The organism is Pseudomonas sp. M47T1, assembly GCF_000263855.1.
Taxonomy (GTDB): domain Bacteria; phylum Pseudomonadota; class Gammaproteobacteria; order Pseudomonadales; family Pseudomonadaceae; genus Aquipseudomonas.
Genome location: NZ_AJWX01000034.1, coordinates 39,853 through 61,701 on the forward strand (window position 1 = coordinate 39,853; position 21,849 = coordinate 61,701).

At 64.0% G+C, this 21,849-nt stretch carries 19 protein-coding genes; 12 read left to right on the top strand and 7 right to left on the bottom strand.

The features are described 5' to 3' along the window. Positions 1–19: 19 nt before the first annotated feature. The 4 genes from PMM47T1_RS25790 to PMM47T1_RS25805 all read left to right on the top strand — a co-directional run bounded on the left by PMM47T1_RS25790 (position 20) and on the right by PMM47T1_RS25805 (position 5,097). Positions 20–652, top strand: a complete 633-nt coding sequence (locus PMM47T1_RS25790) for a heme acquisition protein HasA (protein WP_043301536.1) — start codon at positions 20–22, stop codon at positions 650–652. Positions 653–830: 178 nt separating this feature from the next. Further along, positions 831–2,507 carry a type I secretion system permease/ATPase gene (locus tag PMM47T1_RS25795; RefSeq protein WP_008374623.1) on the top strand — a complete coding sequence of 559 codons (1,677 nt, stop codon included), beginning with the start codon at positions 831–833 and terminating at the stop codon, positions 2,505–2,507. Next, entirely contained in the window at positions 2,504–3,772 is a 1,269-nt protein-coding gene (locus tag PMM47T1_RS25800; protein WP_008374624.1) for an HlyD family type I secretion periplasmic adaptor subunit, read from the top strand. The genes PMM47T1_RS25795 and PMM47T1_RS25800 overlap by 4 nt, the downstream gene beginning before the upstream one ends. Beyond that, complete coding sequence (locus PMM47T1_RS25805; protein WP_008374626.1) at positions 3,772–5,097, top strand: TolC family outer membrane protein; 1,326 nt, start codon at positions 3,772–3,774, stop codon at positions 5,095–5,097. Before PMM47T1_RS25800 ends, PMM47T1_RS25805 begins: the two co-directional genes overlap by 1 nt. A 126-nt stretch (positions 5,098–5,223) precedes the next feature. Here the strand turns inward: PMM47T1_RS25805 and PMM47T1_RS25810 are convergent, their stop codons facing one another. After that, on the bottom strand, positions 5,224–6,108 hold the full coding sequence (locus PMM47T1_RS25810) for a LysR family transcriptional regulator (protein ID WP_008374628.1): 885 nt from the start codon (positions 6,106–6,108) through the stop codon (positions 5,224–5,226). 162 nt (positions 6,109–6,270) lie between these two features. Here PMM47T1_RS25810 and PMM47T1_RS25815 point away from each other — a divergent pair, with 162 nt between their 5' ends. The 3 genes from PMM47T1_RS25815 to PMM47T1_RS25825 all read left to right on the top strand — a co-directional run bounded on the left by PMM47T1_RS25815 (position 6,271) and on the right by PMM47T1_RS25825 (position 9,419). Next, positions 6,271–6,915 (top strand): hydrolase, encoded by a 645-nt coding sequence (locus tag PMM47T1_RS25815; protein ID WP_008374630.1) that lies wholly within the window; start codon positions 6,271–6,273, stop codon positions 6,913–6,915. A 64-nt stretch (positions 6,916–6,979) separates the two neighbouring features. Beyond that, positions 6,980–7,546: an antibiotic biosynthesis monooxygenase gene (locus PMM47T1_RS25820; RefSeq protein ID WP_008374632.1), complete on the top strand. Its 567-nt coding sequence runs from the start codon at positions 6,980–6,982 to the stop codon at positions 7,544–7,546. A 25-nt stretch (positions 7,547–7,571) separates the two neighbouring features. Then, positions 7,572–9,419 (top strand): amidohydrolase, encoded by a 1,848-nt coding sequence (locus tag PMM47T1_RS25825; RefSeq protein WP_008374634.1) that lies wholly within the window; start codon positions 7,572–7,574, stop codon positions 9,417–9,419. A 73-nt stretch (positions 9,420–9,492) separates the two neighbouring features. Here the strand turns inward: PMM47T1_RS25825 and trmA are convergent, their stop codons facing one another. The 3 genes from trmA to PMM47T1_RS25840 all read right to left on the bottom strand — a co-directional run bounded on the left by trmA (position 9,493) and on the right by PMM47T1_RS25840 (position 13,298). Continuing rightward, a complete protein-coding gene (trmA, locus tag PMM47T1_RS25830) occupies positions 9,493–10,578 on the bottom strand; it encodes a tRNA (uridine(54)-C5)-methyltransferase TrmA (protein WP_008374636.1) in 1,086 nt (361 codons plus the stop codon). Further along, a complete protein-coding gene (locus PMM47T1_RS25835; RefSeq protein WP_008374638.1) occupies positions 10,575–11,870 on the bottom strand; it encodes an NCS2 family permease in 1,296 nt (431 codons plus the stop codon). The genes trmA and PMM47T1_RS25835 overlap by 4 nt, the downstream gene beginning before the upstream one ends. A 195-nt stretch (positions 11,871–12,065) precedes the next feature. Further along, a complete protein-coding gene (locus PMM47T1_RS25840; protein WP_008374639.1) occupies positions 12,066–13,298 on the bottom strand; it encodes an MFS transporter in 1,233 nt (410 codons plus the stop codon). A gap of 383 nt (positions 13,299–13,681) precedes the next feature. Here PMM47T1_RS25840 and PMM47T1_RS25845 point away from each other — a divergent pair, with 383 nt between their 5' ends. The 3 genes from PMM47T1_RS25845 (at position 13,682) to PMM47T1_RS29345 (ending at position 16,447) form a co-directional block, all read left to right on the top strand. Next, positions 13,682–15,121, top strand: coding sequence for a cytochrome ubiquinol oxidase subunit I (locus PMM47T1_RS25845; RefSeq protein WP_008374641.1), 1,440 nt, complete (start codon positions 13,682–13,684; stop codon positions 15,119–15,121). A gap of 3 nt (positions 15,122–15,124) precedes the next feature. After that, positions 15,125–16,132 (top strand): cytochrome d ubiquinol oxidase subunit II, encoded by a 1,008-nt coding sequence (gene cydB / locus PMM47T1_RS25850; protein ID WP_008374643.1) that lies wholly within the window; start codon positions 15,125–15,127, stop codon positions 16,130–16,132. Positions 16,133–16,285: 153 nt separating this feature from the next. Next, entirely contained in the window at positions 16,286–16,447 is a 162-nt protein-coding gene (locus PMM47T1_RS29345) for a DUF2474 domain-containing protein (protein WP_008374645.1), read from the top strand. Between the two features lie 93 nt (positions 16,448–16,540). Here the strand turns inward: PMM47T1_RS29345 and PMM47T1_RS25855 are convergent, their stop codons facing one another. Together PMM47T1_RS25855 and PMM47T1_RS25860 are read right to left on the bottom strand one after the other, a co-directional pair. After that, the gene (locus tag PMM47T1_RS25855; protein WP_008374647.1) at positions 16,541–17,665 is read right to left on the bottom strand and encodes a methyltransferase; all 1,125 of its coding nucleotides are present in this window, start codon (positions 17,663–17,665) and stop codon (positions 16,541–16,543) included. Positions 17,666–17,799: 134 nt separating this feature from the next. Next, positions 17,800–18,501: a LuxR family transcriptional regulator gene (locus PMM47T1_RS25860; RefSeq protein ID WP_008374649.1), complete on the bottom strand. Its 702-nt coding sequence runs from the start codon at positions 18,499–18,501 to the stop codon at positions 17,800–17,802. A 205-nt stretch (positions 18,502–18,706) separates the two neighbouring features. Here PMM47T1_RS25860 and PMM47T1_RS25865 point away from each other — a divergent pair, with 205 nt between their 5' ends. After that, complete coding sequence (locus PMM47T1_RS25865; RefSeq protein ID WP_008374652.1) at positions 18,707–19,483, top strand: ferredoxin--NADP reductase; 777 nt, start codon at positions 18,707–18,709, stop codon at positions 19,481–19,483. A 152-nt stretch (positions 19,484–19,635) separates the two neighbouring features. On the opposite strand, the gene mscL is transcribed toward PMM47T1_RS25865, so the two are convergent. Next, positions 19,636–20,049 carry a large-conductance mechanosensitive channel protein MscL gene (mscL, locus tag PMM47T1_RS25870; RefSeq protein ID WP_008374654.1) on the bottom strand — a complete coding sequence of 138 codons (414 nt, stop codon included), beginning with the start codon at positions 20,047–20,049 and terminating at the stop codon, positions 19,636–19,638. 275 nt (positions 20,050–20,324) lie between these two features. On the opposite strand from mscL, the gene radA reads away from it, so the two are divergent. Continuing rightward, the gene (radA, locus tag PMM47T1_RS25875; RefSeq protein ID WP_008374657.1) at positions 20,325–21,692 is read left to right on the top strand and encodes a DNA repair protein RadA; all 1,368 of its coding nucleotides are present in this window, start codon (positions 20,325–20,327) and stop codon (positions 21,690–21,692) included. Positions 21,693–21,849 lie beyond the last annotated feature (157 nt).

Genomic DNA, 21,849 nt, shown 5'->3' on the forward strand with positions numbered 1-21,849 from the left:
ATGATGTAAGGGTATTATCATGAGCATTTCTGTAAGTTACAAAACTGAATTGGGCGCTACCAAAATCAGCGACTATCTTCAAAGCTGGGAGACGGGTTTCGTGACGGCAGGACATGGTGCAGGTGCCACCGGCGGCTTCAATACCGCTGGGGGCATGTTCGCTGCGACTCATGGGGAACAATACGCTACGCCGAGCAAGGTTTCCGACTACGCGATGATCGCCGAAAGTGACTCGGCAAACGGCTTGAACTATGTCTTCAGCCTGTTCGCCCCCACTACCTCCAACCTGAACCACTACCTCTGGGGCAGCCTGGACAACATCCAACTCGGCCAGGACCTCACCGGGGGCAAAGGCGCCACCTTCTCCCTCGCCGAAAACAACGTCTCCTTCAACGGCCTCAACCTCTACGCCCTTGAAGACGCCGGTCGCGAAGGCAACACCGTTCAGGAAGTCGTCTACGGCCTGATGAAAGGCAACGCCGACCCGCTGGAGGCCACTCTCAACAACCTGCTCAAGGACTACAACCTGTCCACCCACTCCACCTTCGACCAGGTTGCCGCCGTTACCCCGGCTTCGGCGCCCGTGGCACTGCCAACCCTGGCGGCCGCCAATGTCGAGCAATCCTGGTGGGACTGGGCCTTCGCGGCCTAAACGCCAGGCGTAAAAAAGCGAGTGGAAGATTGCTCCCCCACCCGCTTCGCTGACACAGCGCTGTGACCCGAGGTTCTCTAGGCCGAGGTCATGGCGCTCTTGAATTGTGGGGAACGCCGGGCATTCCGTCAACGCCGCTCGGCGGGCTCCTGTGGATATCTTGCAAGGAATCCTCTGAATGAATCGCTCTGGCAATGAATTGCGCAGTGCGCTGGCGGCTGCCCGGCGTTCGCTGGTGGATATCGCGGTGTTTTCCGCGGTAATCAACCTGCTGATGCTGGCGCCCGCGCTGTACATGTTGCAGGTGTATGACCGGGTGCTGGCTTCCGGCAATCAGACGACCCTATTGATGCTGACCGTCATGGTGGTTGGCCTGCTGGCGCTGATGGGCGCGCTGGACTGGTTGCGCGGCGTGCTGGTGATTCGCCTGGGCACGCGGCTGGAGCTGGGCTTGCACGCTCGTGTGCACGACGCCGCCCACGCCGCGCAGTTGCGCAACGGTCAGGGCGCAGCGGGGCAGGCGTTGCAGGATCTGGCCAGCTTGCGGCAATTCGCCAGCGGCACGGCGTTGTTCGCCGTGTTGGATGCGCCGTGGTTTGCGCTGTTTCTGTGGGTGATCTTCATGTTCCACCCGGCCTTGGGCGCCCTGGCGTTGGGCGGTGCGGTGCTGCTGGTGGCGCTGGCGTGGCTCAACGAGTGGCTGTGCGGCGGCCCGCAGGCGCGGGCCGGCCAACTGGCGGCCATGGCCAGCCAGCAAGCCAGTGCGCACCTGGCCAACGCCGAGGCCGTGCAGGCCATGGGCATGATCGACGCCTTGCGTGGGCGCTGGCTGGCCCAGCAACGTGGTTTCCTGACGCTGTACGGCCTGGCGTCGGAACGTACGGCCGTGGTGGGCGCTTGGTCCAAGGGCATCCGGCTGGGCCTGCAATCGCTGGTGCTGGGGCTGGGTGCCTGGTTGGCCGTGAACCACCAGATCAGCCCGGGAATGATGATTGCCGGGTCGATCCTGATGGGCCGGGTGTTGGGCCCGATCGACCAGTTGATTGGCGCCTGGAAACAGTGGGGGCCGGCGCGCGACGCCTATGGGCGGTTGGTGCGCCTGCTGCAGGCGCACCCGCAGGTGCCAGACCCGCAGCGCCTGCCAGCCCCCAAGGGGGCGCTGGCGTTGTTCGGCCTGTGTGCCGCAGCGCCAGGGCAGGCGCACGCCAGCTTGCACGAGCTGGCCTTCGAATTGCCGGCAGGCAGTGTGCTGGGGGTGATCGGGCCATCCGGCAGCGGCAAGTCGACCCTGGCGCGGGTGCTGGTGGGGGTCTGGCCACCGTTGGCCGGCCAGGTGCGGCTGGACAGTGCGCAGTTGAGCCACTGGTCGCCCCGGCAGTTGGGGCCACAGGTCGGCTACCTGCCTCAGGACATCCAACTGTTCGCCGGCACGGTGGCGCAAAACATCGCCCGCTTCGGCCCGGCCGATGCCGACAAGCTGCTGGCGGCGGCGCAGTTGGCCGGCGTGCACGAACTGGTGCTGCAATGGCCTCAGGGCTACGACACGTGTTTGGGTGAAGGTGGTGCCGGACTGTCAGGCGGTCAGAAGCAGCGCATCGCCCTGGCACGGGCACTGTATGGGTTACCGGCGCTGATTGTGCTGGACGAGCCCAACGCCAACCTCGACGAAGCCGGTGAGCGCGCCCTGCTTGCGGCCATCGACCGGCTCAAGGCGCTGCAGCGCACGGTGGTGCTGATCACCCACCGGCCCAACGTGCTGACCCGCACCGATCATCTGTTGATGCTGCACGATGGTCGCCTGCACCGCTTCGGCGCTACCCGTGCGGTGCTGGCCGCCCAGGAGGTGGCGGCATGAACCACGATCAACCGCTCACCGACGACCGGCGCCCGGCGCGCCTGGGGTGGGCGTTGCTGGTATTGGGCCTGGGCGGCTTTCTGGCCTGGGCCTTGTGGGCGCCGCTGGACCAAGGCGTGGCGGTGTCCGGCGTGCTCACGGTAGTGGGCCAGCGTCAGACCGTGCAACACCCGGTGGGCGGTGTGCTGGAAAGCATCGAGGTACAGGACGGCCAGGGGGTGGAGGCGGGGCAGGTGTTGATGCGCCTGGCGCAGCCGACCTTGCTCAGCCAGGTGCAGAACCTGCGCAGCCAGTGGCAGGCGGCGCAGGCCAAGGCGGCGCGCCTGGCTGCTGAACAGCTGGGTGGCGCGCTGGTCTTTCCCGAAGGCCTGGGCCCGCAGGCGCAGGCCATGCAACGCCAGGTGCATGACAGCCGCGTGGTCAGCCTGCACAGCGAGCGCGCGGCATTACAGGCGGGCATTGAGGGCAGCAAAGCGCAATTGCGCGGCCTGGGGGCGTCATTGCGCAGCCTGCGGGCCCAGCATGGCAGCTTGCAGGCGCAACTGGTCAGCCTGCGCAGACTGGCCGCCCAGGGCCATGTCAGCCGTCACCGGGTGGGCGTGGATGAACGTCAGCTGGCACAGTTGGCGGCGGCTATCAGTGTGGACGAGGGGCGCGCAGGGTTATTGCGCCGGCAGATAGACGAGCAGCGCCTGCGCCATGGCCACCTTGAACAGGCATTCCGGCGCGATGCCAGCAGCCAACTGGCCGATACCCGCCAGTTGGCGGAAGACCTTCGCCACCGGCTGGTGGTGGCCGAGCAGGAACTGGCCGCCAGCACTCTGGTGGCGCCGGTGGCGGGGCAGGTCAGCGGCCTGCAGGTCAGCACCCTGGGCGAGGTGGTCAAACCGGCGCAGGTGCTGTTGCACATCGTGCCCAGCCAGCGCCCGCTGCAAGTGGAGGCGCGGGTACCGGTGGCCATGGTCGACAAGGTGCGCGTCGGCCTGCCCGTAGAGTTGCTGTTTCCGGCCTTCAACCTGAGCACCACGCCGCGGGTTGCGGGGGTGGTCACCCTGATAGGAGCAGACCGCCAACAGGATGAGCGCACCGGCGACCCCTTCTACCTGATGCGCGCCGAAGTGGCCGGCCAGGCGCGACTGGCCGGCCTGACCTTGCAGCCCGGCATGCCGGTGGAGGCCTTTGTGCGCACCGGTGAGCGTTCGCTGCTCAACTATTTGCTCAAACCGTTACGCGATCGCAGCCGACTGGCGCTGGTGGAGGAATGATGAGGCGTCGGCTGTTTTTTACCCTGCTTTGCCTGGCTGTTGCTCCGGGCGCCCAGGCCTTGGGCTTGCTCGATGCCTACCAGTTGGCGCAGCGCAATGACCCCGCCTGGCTGGCTGCCGAGCCGGCCCGTGAAGCGGGGGGGGCACAGCGTCAGATTGGCCGTGCGGCGCTGCTGCCAACCCTGAGCTGGGGGTACACCACGTCGCGCAATCAGTCCGAGGTCAGCAGCCAGGGCAACCCGTCTCAAGCCCGTGACTATCGCAGCCAGGCCGCTACTCTCAGCTTGCAACAACCCTTGCTCGACTTCGAAGCCCTGGCGCGTTATCGCCAGGGCAATGCCCAGGCCACCATGGCCGAGTTGCAGTGGCAGGCTGACCGCCAGGCGTTGTTGGCGCGGGTGGTGCGGTTGTACAGCAATGCCCTGCTGGCGGCGCAGCGCAGCCATTTGAGCCGCGAGCGCAAGCACGCGTTGGGCGAGCGGCTGGCGCTCAACCAGCGTTTGTGGGACGGCGGTGAAGGGACCCACACCGATGTGCTGGAAACCCAGGCCAGGCTGAACCTGGCACTGGCCGAGCAGATCGAGGCGCTGGATGCTCAGGATGCCGCTGAGCGCGCCTTGCAGGGCATTCTCGGCCAGCCGGTGGCGTTGCAGCGTCTGCACGCGCTGGTTGACGACTTCCAGCCGGCGCCGTTGCTGCCGGCCGGCTTCGACGCTTGGCAGCAATTGGCCTTGCAGCATAATCGGCAACTGGCGGCGCGGCAGCAGGGCCTGGCAGTGGCGGAACAGGAAGTGCAGCGCCAGCGCGCGGGGCACCTGCCCAAGCTGGGCCTGTACGCCAGCAGCCGTCAATCGCGGTCGGAATCGGAAACCACCTACCAACAGGCCATCGACACCCACAGCGTGGGGCTGCAATTGACCGTGCCCTTGTTTGCCGGCGGTGGCGTCAGCGCGGCCACACGCCAGGCCAGCAGCCGCCTGGCCCAGGCCCGTCATGAACTGGACGGCCAGACGCTGGAAACCCTGGATGCCCTGCGCCGACATTACAACGCCTCCCGCAATGGCGCGGCGCGTGTCCAGGCCTACCGGCTGGCCGCCGACAGCGCGGCCGCGCAGGTGCAGGCCACGCGCAACAGCCTGTTGGGCGGCGAACGCATCAACCTCGATGTGCTCGACGCCGAGCAGCAACTGTTCCGCGCCCGGCTGCAGTTGCGTGAAGCACAGCACGCGTCTCTGTTGGCCTCGGTGGACCTCAAGGCGGCCGCAGGAATCCTGGACGAGGCGGATCTGCACGAGGCCGCCGTGCATTTCCGAAGGGGTACGTAGGCGCGGCGGGGCGGTCATGCGTCGCCAGGCGGCGAAAAGGTCCGCAGGACCTTCAAAGGTGTATGGCCGATCGCAGGCGTGCGTTGCGCGCCTTCGCAGCCTGGCGGCAGCTCCAGGCCTTCGCCGTTATGGCGCCATATGGGTAATCATGAATTCGATGAACGCCCGGGTCTTCTGCGGCACGCGCCGCGCCGACGGGTATACGGCATTGATGCTGATGGGCGGTGCCTGCCAGTCACACATCACCGCCACCAGGCGGCCGGCCGCCAACGCGTCCTCAACGATGAACGAAGGCAGCAGCGCGATGCCCATGCCGCCTTCTGCCGCGGTGGCCAGCAGGTCGCCGTTGTTGGCGTGCAGCGGGCCGGTTACGTGTACGCGCTGGGTTTCGCGGCCGTTGCTCAGTTGCAGGCTGACGCCACTCTGCAAATAGCCGTAGTTCAGGCACTGGTGCCCCGCCAGGTCGCGGGGCACCTGCGGGGTGCCATGGCGCGCCAGGTAGTCGGGAGAGGCCACCAGCACCCGCGGGGCCGGAGCCAGTTGCCTGGCCACCATGCTCGAATCGCCCAGGCTGGCGATTCGGATGGTCACGTCGAAGCCGCCCCGTACCGGGTCCACCTGCTGGTCGCTGAGCACCAATTGCAATTCGATCTGCGGGTGCAGTTGATGAAAAAGCGGCACAAGCCTGCCCAACTTGCGCAAACCGAACGACATGGGCGCGTTTACCCGCAGCACCCCCCGCGCCTCGCCCAGGCCGCTACGTGCGCGCTGTTCGGCCTCGTCCACCGAAGCCAGTACCTCGCGCACCGCGTCGTAGTACTCAGCCCCGGCTTCGGTCAGGTGCAGGCTGCGGGTGGTGCGTTGCAGCAACTGCACCCCCAGGTCGTCTTCCAGTGCCTGAATCTGCTTGCTGATTTTCGAGCGCGGCACATCCATGGCCCGGGCGGCCGCCGCGAAGCCGTTTTCATTAACGGTGGTAACAAAAGCGCGCATGGCGTCGAAGCGATCCATCAGTGTCCCCAAAATGGAATCAATTATTCTCAATTCTATGGGATTGTCGCTAATGTTGCACGCGCCTACATTAGCACCAAGCCGGACGCACACACCTCCCCACGACGGGAACAGCGCCAGCCACCCCAAACCGAATGCTCGACATCTGAAAAGGAATACACCATGTCCATCCGCGAACTGCTGAACCCGTCCAACGCCGCCCTGATACTGATCGACCACCAGCCACAAATGGCCTTCGGCGTGCAGTCCATCGACCGCCAGACCCTGAAGAACAACACCGTGGGCCTGGCCAAGGCCGCCAAGATTTTCAACGTGCCAACGATCTACACCTCGGTGGAAACCGAAAGCTTCAGCGGTTTCATCTGGCCCGAGCTGCTGGGCGTGAACCCTGGCCAGAAGCCCATCGAGCGCACTTCGATGAACAGCTGGGAAGACGCCAAGTTCGTGGAAGCGGTAAAAGCCACCGGCCGCAAGAAGCTGATCATTGCCGCCCTGTGGACTGAAGTGTGCCTGACCTTCCCGGCGCTGGAAGCCATGGCCGAAGGCTACGAGGTGTACATCGTCACCGACGCCAGTGGCGGCACCACCCAGGAAGCTCATGACATGTCGGTGCAGCGCATGATTCAGGCAGGCGCAGTGCCGGTGACCTGGCAACAAGTGCTGCTCGAGTTCCAGCGTGACTGGGCGCACAAAGACACCTACGACGCGGTCATGGGCCTGGTGCGCGAGCACAGCGGTGCCTACGGCATGGGCGTGGATTACGCCTACACCATGGTGCACAAGGCGCCTCAACGCCAAGTCAACTAAGCTCAGCGCCCGGGGCCGACAGGCCCCGGTTCGCCTTCCCGCACGGGTGTGAAAGGAGTCAGGCATGAACATCGAAATGGCAGATGGCGTGGTTACCTTGCTGGTTCGCCACCGCGTCAGCAAAGGTTGCGAATCGGCTTACGAAGAATGGCTGCGTCGCATCATCGGTACCGCCCGCAGCTACCCCGGCCACCTGGGCATTGATGTCATGCGTGGCAACAGCGGCGGCCTGCAACTGTTCACCAGCGTGCTGCGCTTCGCCAGCACCGAGCAGCTGCAAACCTGGCTTGATTCCAGCGACCGCCAGCGCCTGGTGGACGAAGCCAAGCCCATGCTGGCAGACGGCGACCAGCTTGAAATCAACAACGACCGCGAATTCTGGTTCACCCCCGTGGACGCCGGCACCCCCCAGCCTCCGCGCTGGAAGCAGGCTTGCGTGACCTTCATGGTCATCCTGCCGCTGAGTTTCATCGTGCCGCTGTTATGGGGCCCGGTCTTCAAGCTGATTCCCTGGCTGGGCGGCTACGCCCCGGCCAACATCGTCATCACCCTGAGCGTGGTACTGCTGGTGGTCTACGTGTTCATGCCACGGGCCACCCGCTGGCTGAGCGGCTGGCTGCAAGCCCGTTGAACCCACTACAACAAGGAATGCTGTCATGAATGCTGTCATCGCTGATCTGATCCTGCACAACGGCCGCCTGCACACCGTGGACCGCGCCAAGCCCACCGCCAGCGCCGTGGCCATCAAGGACGGCAAGTTTGTGGCGGTAGGCACCGACGCCGAAGCCATGGCCCTGCGCGGCAGCGCCACCCAGGTGATCGACCTGCGTGGCCGCACGGTCATTCCCGGGCTCAACGACTCGCACCTGCACCTGATCCGCGGTGGCCTGAACTACAACCTGGAACTGCGCTGGGAAGGCGTGCCGTCACTGGTAGACGCCTTGGCCATGCTTCGCGAGCAGGCGCTGCGCACGCCGTCGCCACAGTGGGTGCGCGTGGTGGGTGGCTGGAACGAGTTCCAGTTCGCCGAAAAGCGCATGCCCACGATCGAAGAGCTCAACAAGGCCGCGCCCGACACCCCGGTGTTCGTGCTGCACCTCTACGACCGCGCACTGCTCAACCGCGCAGCCTTGCGTGTGGTGGGCTATGACCGCAACACGCCCAACCCGCCGGGCGGCGAGATTCAGCGTGACGCCCAGGGCAACCCCACGGGCATGTTGATTGCCCGCCCCAACGCCATGATCCTGTATTCCACGCTGAGCAAGGGCCCCAAGCTGCCACTGGAATACCAGGTCAACTCGACCCGGCAGTTCATGCGCGAGCTCAACCGCCTGGGGGTGACCAGCGCCATCGACGCCGGCGGTGGTTTCCAGAATTTCCCCGATGACTACGAGGTGATCAACGAGCTGGCCGCCAAGGACCAGTTGACCGTGCGCATCGCCTACAACCTATTCACTCAGAAGCCCAAGCAAGAGCTGGCCGACTTCCAGCACTGGACCGCCAGCACCCGCTACGGCCAGGGCAACGATTTCCTGCGCAACAACGGCGCCGGCGAGATGCTGGTGTTTTCCGCCGCCGACTTCGAGGACTTCCTGGAGCCGCGCCCGGACCTGCCGGCCACCATGGAGCAGGAACTGGAGCCAGTGGTACGCCACCTGGTCGAACAGCGCTGGCCGTTCCGCCTGCACGCCACCTATGACGAGTCGATCTCGCGAATGCTTGATGTGTTCGAGCGAGTGAACCGCGAGATCCCGTTCAACGACCTGCCTTGGTTCTTCGACCATGCCGAGACCATCACCCCAAGGAACATCGAGCGGGTCAAGGCGCTGGGGGGCGGCATTGCCATTCAGGATCGCATGGCGTTCCAGGGTGAATACTTCGTCGACCGCTACGGCAAGAAGGCCGGCGAGCAGACACCGCCCATCCAGCGCATGTTGGCCGAAGGCGTGCCGGTAGGCGCGGGTACCGATGCCACTCGGGTGTCGAGCTACAACCCGTGGACCTCGCTGTACTGGATGGTCAGCGGCAAGACCGTGGGTGGCCTGGCCTTGTATGAACAGGGCCTGGAGCGCGACACCGCACTTGAGTTGTACACCCACGGCAGTGCCTGGTTTTCATCCGAGCAGGGCAAAAAAGGGCAGATCAAGGTGGGGCAACTGGCGGACCTGGTGGCGTTGTCGGCGGACTATTTCAGCATCGAGGAAGAGGCCATCAAATGGATCGAGTCGTTGCTGACCGTGGTGAGTGGCAAGGTGGTGCATGCGGCCGGCGAGTTCGACAGGCTGGCGCCGCCGACGTTGCCGGTCACCCCGAACTGGTCGCCGGTGGCGATCGTGCCGGGCCATTGGCGGCCGCAGTCGCCGGTATTGCAGCACGTGCATCAGTGCAGCGGCCCGTGCGGCGTGCACGCCCACAGCCACGACCGGGCGCGACAGTCGAGCGTGCCGGTCAGTGATTTTCAGGGGTTCTGGGGGGCGTTTGGGTGTTCGTGCTTTGCGTTTTAGTTCACAGGGAGCCATTTGTGGGAGCGGGCTCTGCCCGCTCCCACAAATGGTTAGCCTGTGAGGTTTGCGTGCCTTAGCGGCGAACCAGCAGCACACCCGATTCCATATGATGGGTATACGGAAACTGGTCAAACAACGCACAACGCTCGATACGGTGGGTGTCGTTCAGTTGCGCGATGTTGGCCGCCAACGTCTCCGGGTTGCACGAGATGTACAGGATATTGTCGAAGCGCCGCGTCAGCTCGCAGGTGTCCGGGTCCATGCCGGCGCGCGGCGGGTCGACAAACACGCTGCCGAATTCGTAGCTCTTCAGGTCTATGCCCTGCAGGCGACGGAACGGCCGTACTTCGTTCAACGCTTCGGTCAGCTCCTCGGCGCTCAGGCGCACCAGGGTGACGTTATCCACAGCGTTGTCGGCCAGGTTGTTCAGGGCAGCGTACACCGAGGTCTTGCTGATCTCGGTGGCCAGCACCTTGCGCACCCGGGTGGCCAGGGGCAGGGTGAAGTTGCCGTTGCCGCAGTACAGCTCCAGCAAATCGTCCTGGCGCTCGCCCAAGGCTTCATATGCCCAGTTGAGCATCTTCTGGTTCACCGTGCCATTGGGCTGGGTGAACGCGCCTTCAGGCTGTTGATAACTGAACACGCGGCCCGCCACTTCCAGCTTTTCCACGGCGAAGTCGCGGCCAATCACCACACGCTTGCCCTTGGAGCGGCCGATCAGGCTGATGTTCAGCTCGGCAGCCAATTGCTCGGCCGCCACCTGCCAGTGCTCATCCAGCGGGCGGTGGTAGCACAGGGTAACCATGGCGTCGCCGGCCAGGGTGGTGAGGAACTCCACCTGGAACAGCTTGTTGCTCAGCGCCGCGTTGCCTTGCCAGGCCGCTTTCAGCTTGGGCATCAGTTCGTTGATGCGCAGGCTGGCAATGGGGAACTCCTCGATGAGGATGGCCTGGTGCTTCTCGCCCGGGGCAAACATGGCGTAGTGGCGCTGGCCGTCTTCGCGCCACAGGCGGAATTCGGCGCGCAGGCGGTAGTGCTCGCGCGGCGAGTCGAACACCGCCGGTTCCGGGGCATCGAACGGCGCCAGCAATTCACGCAGGCGCGCGGTTTTCTCGTCCAGTTGGCGGCTGTAGTCCGCCGGGTTCACTACCGTAGTCATGCGTTGAACCAGCCCAGCTTGATGACGAACAGAATCGACAGAATGATCAGCGCCGGGTTCAGGTCACGGGTACGGCCCGACAGCAGCTTGATCAGTGTCCAGGAAATGAAGCCGAAGGCAATGCCGTTGGCGATCGAGTAGGTGAACGGCATCGCCAGGGCGGTGACCACCACCGGCGCGGCTTCGGTAATGTCATCCCAGTTGATTTCTGCCAGGCCCGACATCATCAGCACAGCCACGAACAGCAGCGCCGGGGCGGTGGCGAACGCAGGCACGCTGCCGGCCAGCGGGGCGAAGAACAGCGCCAGGATGAACAGGATGGCCACCACGATGGCGGTCAGGCCGGTACGGCCACCGGCGCTCACGCCTGCCGCCGACTCGATGTAGCTGGTGGTGGTGGAGGTACCCAGCAGGGACCCAGCCATGGCGGCGGTGCTGTCGGCGATCAGCGCGCGGCCCATTTTCGGCATGTGGCCGTCCTTGCCCATCAGGCCGGCACGCTTGGCCACGCCGATCAGGGTGCCGGAGTTGTCGAACAGGTCAACGAACAGGAAGGCGAAGATCACGCTCACCAGGCCCACGTTCAGCGCGCCCTTGATGTCCAGCTGCAGGAAGGTCGGGGCCAGCGAAGGTGGCATCGAGACCACGCCGCCGAACGGGCTGAAGTGCATGACGATGGAGACGATGGTCACCGCCAGGATACCGATCAGCACCGCGCCGCGCACTTTCAGGGCTTCCAGGGCCACGATCAGTACGAAGCCCAGGGTGGCCAGGATAGGTGCAGGCTGCTTCAGGTCGCCCAGGCCCACCAAAGTGGCCGGGTTGCCCACCACGATGCCGGCGTTGTGCAGCGCAATCAGCGCCAGGAACAGGCCGATACCGGCGGCAATGGCCGAACGCAGGGGCAGGGGGATGCTGTTGACGATCCATTCGCGGATGCGAAAGATCGACAGCAGGAAGAACAGCACCGCCGAGATGAACACCGAACCCAGCGCCGTCTGCCAGGTGTAACCCATGTGCAGGACCACGGTGTAGGTGAAGAAGGCGTTCAGGCCCATGCCCGGCGCCAGGGCGATCGGGTAGTTGGCGATCAGGCCCATCACCGTCGAGCCAATGGCGGCTGCCAGGCAGGTGGCGACGAACACTGCGCCCTTGTCCATGCCTGTCTCGCCGAGAATGCTCGGGTTGACGAACAGGATGTAGGCCATGGCCAGGAATGTGGTGATGCCCGCCAGTATCTCGGTACGCACGTTGGTGTTGTGTGCTTTGAGTTGAAACAGCCTTTCCAGCATGCCTGCTCCCCGTGGCGCGCCCCGGCGCCGTGAATGAATTGACCCCTCAAGCAAAGCACAAGCTCGCCGAGGGGCCGAAAAAAGCCGCGCATCATACCAGCATGCTTGCGATTTGTGCCCATACCGTCCCGTAGCCGCCGCCAAGCTGCGTCCGGTCGTTACGCGATGCCTGGCGACGCGGCCTGGTGGCTGCCGCTACACAGACGCGCCGCGTGAGTGCATAGAGTCGCGTTTGGCCAGGCTTGGGAACAGTTTGATCCAGGTACCGGTCACCACCAGGGTGCCCACGCCGCCCAGGACCACCGCCGGCACGGTGCCGAACCAGTGCGCCGTCAGGCCCGACTCGAATTCGCCCAGCTGGTTGGAGGCGCCAATGAACAGTCCGTTGACCGCGCTGACCCGGCCGCGCATCTCGTCCGGGGTTTCCAACTGCACGAACGCGCCGCGAATGACCATGCTGATCATGTCCGCCGCGCCCAGCACCGCCAGGGTCGCCAGCGAGAACCAGAACGAGGTCGACAGGCCGAACGCAATGGTGGCCACGCCAAACACGCCCACGCCTGCGAACATGGTGCGGCCCACCTTGCGCTCGATGGGGAAACGCGACAGCCAGAACGACATCAGCAGCGCGCCCACCGCCGGCGCCGAACGCAGCAGGCCCAGGCCCCAGGGGCCGGTCAGCAGGATGTCGCGGGCAAACACCGGCAACAGCGCCGTGGCACCGCCCAGCAGCACGGCAAACAGGTCCAGGGAGATGGCGCCGAGGATGTCCGGGCGGCTGCGGATAAAGTTGATGCCCGCCAGCAATGACTGCAGGGTGGCTTTGCCTTTGTTCAGCGGGGTCTGGCGCGCGGGCAGGCTGAGCATCAGCGACAGCGCCAACACATAGAGCACCACCGTGGGGCCATACACCCACACGCTGCCGAATGCATATAGAAAGCCGCCCAAGGCCGGGGCGACGATGGTGGCGGTTTGCATGGCCGAGGCCGAGGCGGCCACGGCGCGGGGAAACAGCTGGGTAGGCACGATATTGGGCAGCAGGGCCTGGGTGGTGGGCATTTCGAAGGCCCGCGCACTACCCAGCAGGAAGGCCAGCACAAAGATCATGTCGCGACTGACGTTGTCCGTGCTGCTGCCGATCACCAGCGCCAGGGCCACCAGCGCTTGAGCGGTCTGGCACAGTGCGGCCACCTTGCGGCGGTCATAGCGGTCGGCCACATGGCCGGTGTGCAGCATGAACAGCACCCGCGGGGTGAACTCCACCAGGCCCACCAGGCCCAGGTCCAGTACGCTCCCGGTCAATTGGTAAAGGTGCCAGCCAATGGCCACGGTCAGCATCTGGAAGCCGCTGGCGGTGCATACGCGCGCCAGCCAGAAAGCCATGAAAGGTCGGTGACGACGCAACAGCAGCACAGCGGAACTGGACATGGGGCAGGGCGACCTCGCGAGCGGAAGGCGCGAGATTATCATTACTTTGTAACGGCGGGTTACGCAAATGCAGGTCGACGCTGATCGCCGATATTCTCCTGCGCGATCCCCGAAATTGCCTGCGACCCCTGCTGTAGCCGGGTGAGGCAACGTGCCGCGTGACAATAGACCACGCGGTTGTGTGCGCAGATTGGGTCTACTCTTTCAGGAATCCTTGATCCACGTCAAAACGCTTTTCCACGGCAGGGTTTACCGAACGTGGGTCATTGGTGCACTTCAACACTTTTTCGCGTGCTGCACTCATTAACCGTGAGGGGCGTAGCGCGGGTTGGCGGGGCTTTCCCCCGGCATACGCAGATGAATCATCTGATAGAGGAAACCATATGTTCGGCTTAGAGGCTCTAGATCTCGCCCGAATGCAGTTCGCGTTTACGGTATCGTTTCACATCCTGTTCCCTGCCATTACCATCGGCCTGGCCAGTTTCCTGGCAGTGCTCGAAGGCCTGTGGCTGAAGACCAAGGACGATACCTACCGCGACCTGTACCATTTCTGGTCGAAAATTTTCGCCGTCAACTTCGGCATGGGCGTGGTCTCGGGCCTGGTCATGGCGTATGAGTTCGGCACCAACTGGAGCCGTTTCTCGGACTTCGCCGGGGCGGTCAACGGGCCGTTGCTGACGTATGAAGTATTGACGGCGTTCTTCCTCGAAGCCGGTTTCCTCGGTGTCATGCTGTTCGGCTGGAACCGCGTGGGCCGTGGCCTGCACTACTTCTCCACCGTGATGGTGGCCGTGGGTACGCTGATTTCCACCTTCTGGATCCTGGCGTCCAATAGCTGGATGCAGACCCCGCAGGGCTACGAGATTGTCGACGGTCGCGTGATTCCGGTGGACTGGCTGGCGGTGATCTTCAACCCGTCGTTCCCGTTCCGCCTCGCGCACATGGCCATTGCCGCCTTCGTCGCCACTGCGTTCTTCGTTGGCGCCTCGGCTGCCTGGCACTTGCTGCGTGGCCGCGACAACGCGGCCATCCGCAAGATGTTCTCCATGGCCATGTGGATGGCACTGATCGTCGCGCCTATCCAGGCCGTCGTTGGTGACGCCCACGGTTTGAATACCCTGGAACACCAGCCGGCGAAAATCGCTGCCATCGAAGGTCACTGGGAAAACGTTGGCAACGAGCCGACCCCGCTGATCCTGTTCGGCATCCCGGACATGAAGGAAGAGAAGACCAAGTACGCCATTGAAGTGCCGTACCTGGGCAGCCTGATCCTGACCCACAGCCTGGACAAGCAGATCCCGGCCCTGAAGTCGTTCCCGCCTGAAGACCGTCCCAACTCGCTCATCGTGTTCTGGTCGTTCCGCGTCATGGCTGGCCTGGGCATGCTGATGATCTTCGTCGGCCTGTGGAGCGCGTGGCTGCGCTGGCGCGGTGGCCTGTACACCAACCGCCTGTTCCTGACCCTGGCCATGTGCATGGGCCCGGCTGGCCTGATCGCCATGCTGGCGGGCTGGTTCACCACCGAGATCGGCCGTCAGCCGTGGGTGGTGTATGGCTTGTTGCGCACTGCCAATGCCGTGTCCAACCACAGCGTCACGCAGATGAGCATTACCCTGGTGTTGTTCGTGGTGGTGTACTTCTCGCTGTTCGGTACCGGTTTCGGCTACATGATGCGCCTGGTGCGCAAAGGGCCTAAAACCCACGAAGGTGACGCTCCATCCCACGGTGGCCCTGGCCAGCAACGTACGCCTGCCCGTCCTCTCTCCGCCGCCCACGAAGGCAGCGAAGAAGGCACCGTCGACAGCCTGAGCAAGGGGAACTGAGTCATGGGTATCGATCTTCCACTGATCTGGGCCGTGATCATTATCTTCGGCGTCATGATGTACGTGATCATGGACGGCTTCGACCTGGGTATCGGGATTCTTTTCCCGTTCATCAAGGGCGAGTCGGACCGTGATGTAATGATGAACACCGTCGCCCCGGTATGGGACGGCAACGAAACCTGGCTGGTACTGGGCGGCGCGGCTTTGTTCGGCGCCTTCCCGCTGGCCTACTCGGTGGTGCTGGAAGCGCTGTACCTGCCACTGATCCTGATGCTCATCGGCCTGATCTTTCGCGGTGTGGCGTTCGAGTTCCGTTTCAAGGCTCGCCCGGAAAAGCGTCACATCTGGGACAAGGCCTTCATCGGCGGCTCGCTGCTGGCCACCTTCTCCCAAGGCGTGGCCTTGGGCGCGTACATCGACGGTATCCCGGTGGTCAACCGGGCCTATGCCGGCGGTGGCCTGGACTGGCTGTCACCGTTCACCGTGTTCTGCGGCCTGGCCCTGATCGCGGCTTACGCACTGCTGGGTTGCACCTGGCTGATCATGAAGACCGAAGGCAGCCTGCAGGAGGCCATGCACAAGCTGGCCAAGCCGCTGGCCCTGGTGCTGTTGCTGGTTACCGGTATCGTCAGTATCTGGACCCCGCTGACCCACGCCGACATCGCCACCCGTTGGTTCAGCATGCCTAACCTGGTGTGGTTCATGCCGGTGCCGTTGCTGGTGCTGCTGTCGGTGTACGCGCTGCTCAAGTCAGTATCGCAACGCGCTCACTACATGCCGTTCATCATGACCCTGATCCTGATCTTCCTGGGCTACAGCGGCCTGGGCATTAGCTTGTGGCCGAACATCATCCCTCCGGCCGTATCGATCTGGGACGCAGCTTCGCCGCCGCAAAGCCAGGGGTTCATCCTGGTGGGCACGCTGTTCATCATCCCGTTCATCCTGGTGTACACCTTCTGGAGCTACTACGTATTCCGCGGCAAGGTGACCCATGAGGATGGCTACCACTGACAGTGCTGTGTAACGGCAACTGTCTGTGGAGCGGGTTCTACCCGCGAAAAACGCAACGCGGTGTTTCAGGTAGTACGCGGTGTTCTTTTCGCGGGTAGAACCCGCTCCTACGGGAGCCGTTACGGGTTTCAGCGATCTTTGGAGGAAGTTTGCATGAGCATCAAGGAACACGAACCCGACCCGGCCGCCAACACCCCCTGGTGGAAGCGCGTGGGTTGGTTGCTGGTGATCTGGGCTGGCAGCATCGTGGCCCTGGGCATCGTCGCTGAACTGCTGCGCATGTTCATGACCGCTGCGGGCATGAAGTCGCATTGAAACACCCGTCTCATCCCATCCGCTGTTTAGCACAGGCAGCGGTTTTATAGCCCTCTTCGGAGGGTTTTTTTCGTCTGGGATTTGTCGTCGCCGCTATTTGCGGGCTTTTAGAATGACAAACTTGGGCGTGGCGGCCACTTGCTCGACACCGCGGAACAACCGCGCCAGCTTGCTGTGATACCCCAGGTGGCGGTTGCCCACGATGTACAGCGCGCCACCCACCACCAACGCCTCGCGCGCCTGCTGGAACATGCGCCAGGCCAGGAAGTCGCCGACTACCTGGGCCTGGTGGAAGGGCGGGTTGCACAGCACCACGTCCAGCGACTGCGGTGCCTGCCCGGCCAGGCCGTCGTCAGGGCGCACAATCACTTCGCGGTCGCCCAGCGCCGCCTGCCAGTTCTCGGCGGCCGATTGCACGGCCATGTACGACTCGTCCACCAGGGTGTACTGCGCGTCAGGGTTTTGCAGGGCGCTGACAATGCCCAGTACGCCGTTGCCACAGCCCAGGTCGGCGACCCGTGCGCTTCCAAGGCCAGTAGGCAGGTGCGGCAGGAACGCCCGCGTGCCGATGTCCAGGCCTTCGCGGCAGAACACATTGGCGTGGTTCAGCAGTTCCAGGGCCGGCTGTTCCAGGCGATAACGGCTGGGGTAGGGCGAAATGAACGCCGGGCGCGCCTCGGCCCGGGCGGTCAGCAAGCGAGCCTTCTTGACCGCCAGCGAGGCGCTGACCGGGCCAATGTACTTCTCCAGCAGATCGCCAGCGGCCCGGGGCAGGTGCTTGACCATGGCCGCCGCCACCACCTCGGCGCCTGGCGCCAGGTGGCCTTGCAGGCGGATCAGTTGTTCTTCCAGCAAGGCCAGGGTCTTGGGCACGCGGATCAGCACGCGGTCGAACTGGCCATCCCAGCTCTGGCTGGCGGGCAGAACGCCAATGGCGTCGAACGGCCGACCGTTACGCACCAGGTTCTTCTCCAGTGCCTGGCTGCCCAGGAACGAGTCGCCACTGCTGACGAGCTCGAACTGCCCTTGCAAGCTGATGGCAAGGGCGCCAAAGCTGTCGTTGAGCACCAGCACCCGGGTGGTGGCGGGCAACTGCTGTTCGGCCAGATGAGTGAGCAGGTATTCGTCCGCGGCATCGAAGGCCTGCAGCGGTTCGTTGGGCTGGTCAGGCTGGCGGATCAGGTCAAGTTGGGCAAAGGTCGTGGTCAGCACGGGCATGGGGCGGAGACTCGGGTGGGCAGCTTTATATTACGCAAGTCTCGGCGACACCAAACTCGCAGCGGGGAGGCACCTGGCGGTGCTCCGGGGCGGGAATTCTACGTCCATTTGCGAAATTATGCAGGCATAGGCGCCTACAGCAGCCCCGCTTGAGCCGCATGCACAATGGCAGCGGTCTTGTTGCCCATGCCCAGTTTTTTCACGGCGCTGCTGATATGGAAGTTCACCGTTCGTTCGGACAGGCTGAGGATAGCGCCGATATCCCCAGCGGTCTTGCCCTGCGCTGACCAGCGCAGCACTTCCACCTCGCGCTTGGACAGGTGGCCATGGCTGCCATCCAGAGGGTTTAGCAACTGGCCGCTCAGGCGCTGATGCAGCAGGTTGCCCAGCCACAGGCAATGGCCCGCCTTGAGGCAGAACTCATCGGCACTGACCGCCAACTCTTCGCGTATCAGCGAGAGCATGCTCATTTGCCCACAGGTGCCGTGCACCGCCAGGCTCAAGCCATGGCGAATGCCGTGCGCCCAGGCGTCACGGCGCAGCACTGGGGTGGGCGAAAACACAGTGTCGGACCACAGCAAGGGCACCACCGAGTGTCGGCAATGCCGCACGGTGGGGTCATGCCTGACGTAGCCCTGCTGCTGGTAACGTGTGCACCAGGCCATGGGCAGGTTGCTTACCCCTTCCAGTTGGGCCGTGGAAGTCGAGGGGGCGGTGGCGAAGCCGAGGTAATCGAACCCCATGTCGTGAGCCAGCTGAAACGCGGTCTGGAGAATATCGCCCTCATCCGTCAGGTGCTGCAGGCGGTGTAATTGCGCTTCAGGCCAGTGCTTCATTTTAACCCCCCTTTTGACTGAGCTCTTGGATCCACAAGGATCCCCGTCGCTTCAGTCTAGGTGCTAACTTCAGAGAAAAATCGGTATTTTGTCGATAAATAGCATTGATCATCAGGATAAAAGCTGTAAATGCCATTACAACTTGCGGGTGTTTTTTTGCCCTTGATTGCAGGACACTGGTGCCATTGTTTCCATGGAGACGGTCATGACCGCCAGCGCCGAGAACTTCACCCGCCAAACCCTGCTGGAAGTACAGCCTGTTACCCCCAGCCTGTTCACCTTGCGCACTACCCGCGACCCGGGGTTCCGGTTCCGCGCCGGTCAGTTCGCCCGCCTGGGCGTGGCCAAGGCGGACGGCAGCGTGGTATGGCGGGCGTATTCCATGGTGTCGTCGCCCCACGACGAGTTTCTGGAGTTCTTTTCCATCGTGGTGCCAGGCGGGGAGTTCACCAGCGAGCTGAGCCGGTTGCGTGAGGGCGATACGTTGCTGGTAGACCGCCAGGCCTTTGGCTACCTGACCCCGGATCGCTTCAGCGATGGCCGCGACCTTTGGCTGCTGGCCACGGGCACGGGCGTGGCGCCGTTCCTGTCGATACTGCAGGATTTCGAGGTGTGGGAAAAATTCGAGCGCATCGTGCTCGTGTACAGCGCGCGCGAGGGGCGCGAATTGGCCTATCAGCCGTTGATTGCCGAGCTCACCCAGCGCGAGTACCTGGCCGACTACGCGCACAAGTTCCAGTACATCCCCACGGTGACCCGCGAGCAGTACCCGGGTGCGCTAGGGGGGCGTATCACCACGTTGATCGAAAACGGCGAGCTGGAAAGCGCCGCGGGGTGTGCCCTGACCCCCGAGCACTCGCGGGTGATGATCTGCGGCAACCCGCAGATGATCGATGACACCCGCCAGGTGCTCAAGGGCCGCGACATGCGCCTGGCCCTGACGCGCAAGCCGGGCCAGATCGCTGTGGAGAACTACTGGTAGCGCGCCACGCCTAAGGGGGCTGATCGGAGCTGCCGTCAGGCTGCGAAAAGGTCCGCAGGACCTTCGGCGTATTGATGTCGATCGCAGGCCCGCTCTGCGGGCCTTCGCAGCCTGGCGGCAGCTCCTACTGGGTTGCGTACGGGCAACGGGGTTCAAGGGCGGGCATTCTGCTCCTTGAGCAAATCACGAATCTCGCCCAGCAGCAGCTCTTCTTTTGTAGGCGTAGGCGGCAGTGTAGGGGCCGCCGCTTCTTCGCGCTTGAGCCTGTTGATGGCCTTCACGCCCATGAAAATGGCGAAGGCCACGATCAGGAAGTCGATCACCGTTTGGATGAACTTGCCGTAGGCCAGCACCACCGCCGGTGCCGTGCCTTGGGCCTCCCGCAGCGTTACTGCCAGGTTGCTGAAGTCTACCCCGCCTATCAACAGCCCCAGCGGCGGCATCACCACGTCACCCACGAACGACGACACGATCTTGCCGAACGCAGCGCCAATGATGATACCCACGGCCATGTCGACCACATTGCCTTTGACCGCGAAGGCCTTGAACTCAGCTAGTACGCCCATGTTTTGATATCCCTTAATGCAGATGAATGGTTGCAGCCAGTGTAAGACAGCTACGCGCGTCTCGCTCACACCTGGTAACAATGACCGACCTCAGCCGCAGAAGTTTGATCCGATCCCGAGCCGATCCCCATCCCGTAGCCACTGCCGCCAGGCTGTGCTGGCCCTGCCCCTCGCCGAAGATGTCCAGGGTTCACGTAGGCAAGCGCAGCCTGGCGGCAGCGGATACACGGATTATTGATGTACAATAACTGTTTTTATATACAGGGGGTTCCACCATGGCCAAGGCCAAGCGCTTGTACGGCTGCACCGAATGCGGCGCCACCTTCCCGAAATGGGCGGGGCAGTGCGGTGAGTGCGGCGCGTGGAACACCCTGACCGAAACCATGATCGAAGCCGGCGCCGCCGCACCGCCCAGCGGCCGCACCGGCTGGGCCGGCCAGCAGGCGCAGATCAAGACCCTGGCCGAAGTCAGCGTCGAGGAAATCCCGCGTTTCAGCACCGCCTCCGGTGAACTGGATCGCGTGCTGGGCGGTGGCCTGGTGGACGGTTCGGTGGTGCTGATTGGCGGTGACCCGGGCATCGGCAAATCCACCATCCTGCTGCAAACCCTGTGCAACATCGCCGAGCGCATGCCAGCCCTGTACGTCACCGGCGAGGAGTCGCAACAACAGGTGGCCATGCGCGCCCGCCGCCTGGGCCTGCCCCAGGACAAACTGCGGGTCATGACCGAAACCTGCATCGAAACCATCATCGCCACGGCTCGGGTTGAGCAGCCCAAGGTGATGGTCATCGACTCCATCCAGACCATCTTCACCGAGGCGTTGCAGTCTGCCCCCGGCGGCGTCTCCCAGGTGCGCGAAAGCGCGGCCCTGCTGGTGCGCTACGCCAAGCAGAGCGGCACGGCCATCTTCCTGGTGGGCCACGTGACCAAGGAGGGCGCCCTGGCCGGCCCCCGCGTGCTGGAGCACATGGTGGACACCGTGCTGTATTTCGAAGGTGAATCCGACGGCCGCCTGCGTCTGCTGCGCGCCGTCAAAAACCGCTTCGGCGCCGTCAACGAATTGGGCGTGTTCGGCATGACCGACAAGGGCCTGAAAGAAGTCTCCAACCCCTCGGCCATCTTCCTCACCCGCGCCCAGGAAGAAGTGCCCGGCAGCGTGGTCATGGCCACCTGGGAAGGCACCCGGCCCATGCTGGTGGAAGTGCAAGCGCTGGTGGACGACAGCCACCTGGCCAACCCCCGCCGCGTGACCCTGGGCCTGGACCAGAACCGCCTGGCCATGCTGCTGGCCGTGCTGCACCGTCACGGGGGCATCCCTACCCATGACCAGGACGTGTTCCTCAACGTGGTGGGCGGGGTGAAGGTGCTGGAAACCGCGTCAGACCTGGCGCTGCTGGCGGCCATCATGTCCAGCTTGCGCAACCGACCGTTGCCCCATGACTTGCTGGTATTTGGCGAGGTTGGTTTGTCGGGTGAAGTGCGGCCGGTGCCTAGCGGCCAGGAGCGTTTGAAGGAAGCCGCCAAGCACGGCTTCAAGCGCGCCATCGTGCCCAAGGGCAATGCGCCGAAGGAGGCGCCAGCCGGGTTGCAGGTGATAGGCGTAACGCGCCTGGAGCAAGCGCTGGACGCGTTGTTTGAATAGTCGGTCTCATGCTTCCAGACAGGTAGGTTGACCTCATCGTCTTCCCGGCGCCCCATATTTGAATGGATCGGCACCGCGAGTCTTCCGGTTATGCGCGATGGCGTCGGCCGAAGGCGGCCGAATCATCTGCACGGTGACGCTGGCGTCGGCGCCGGTG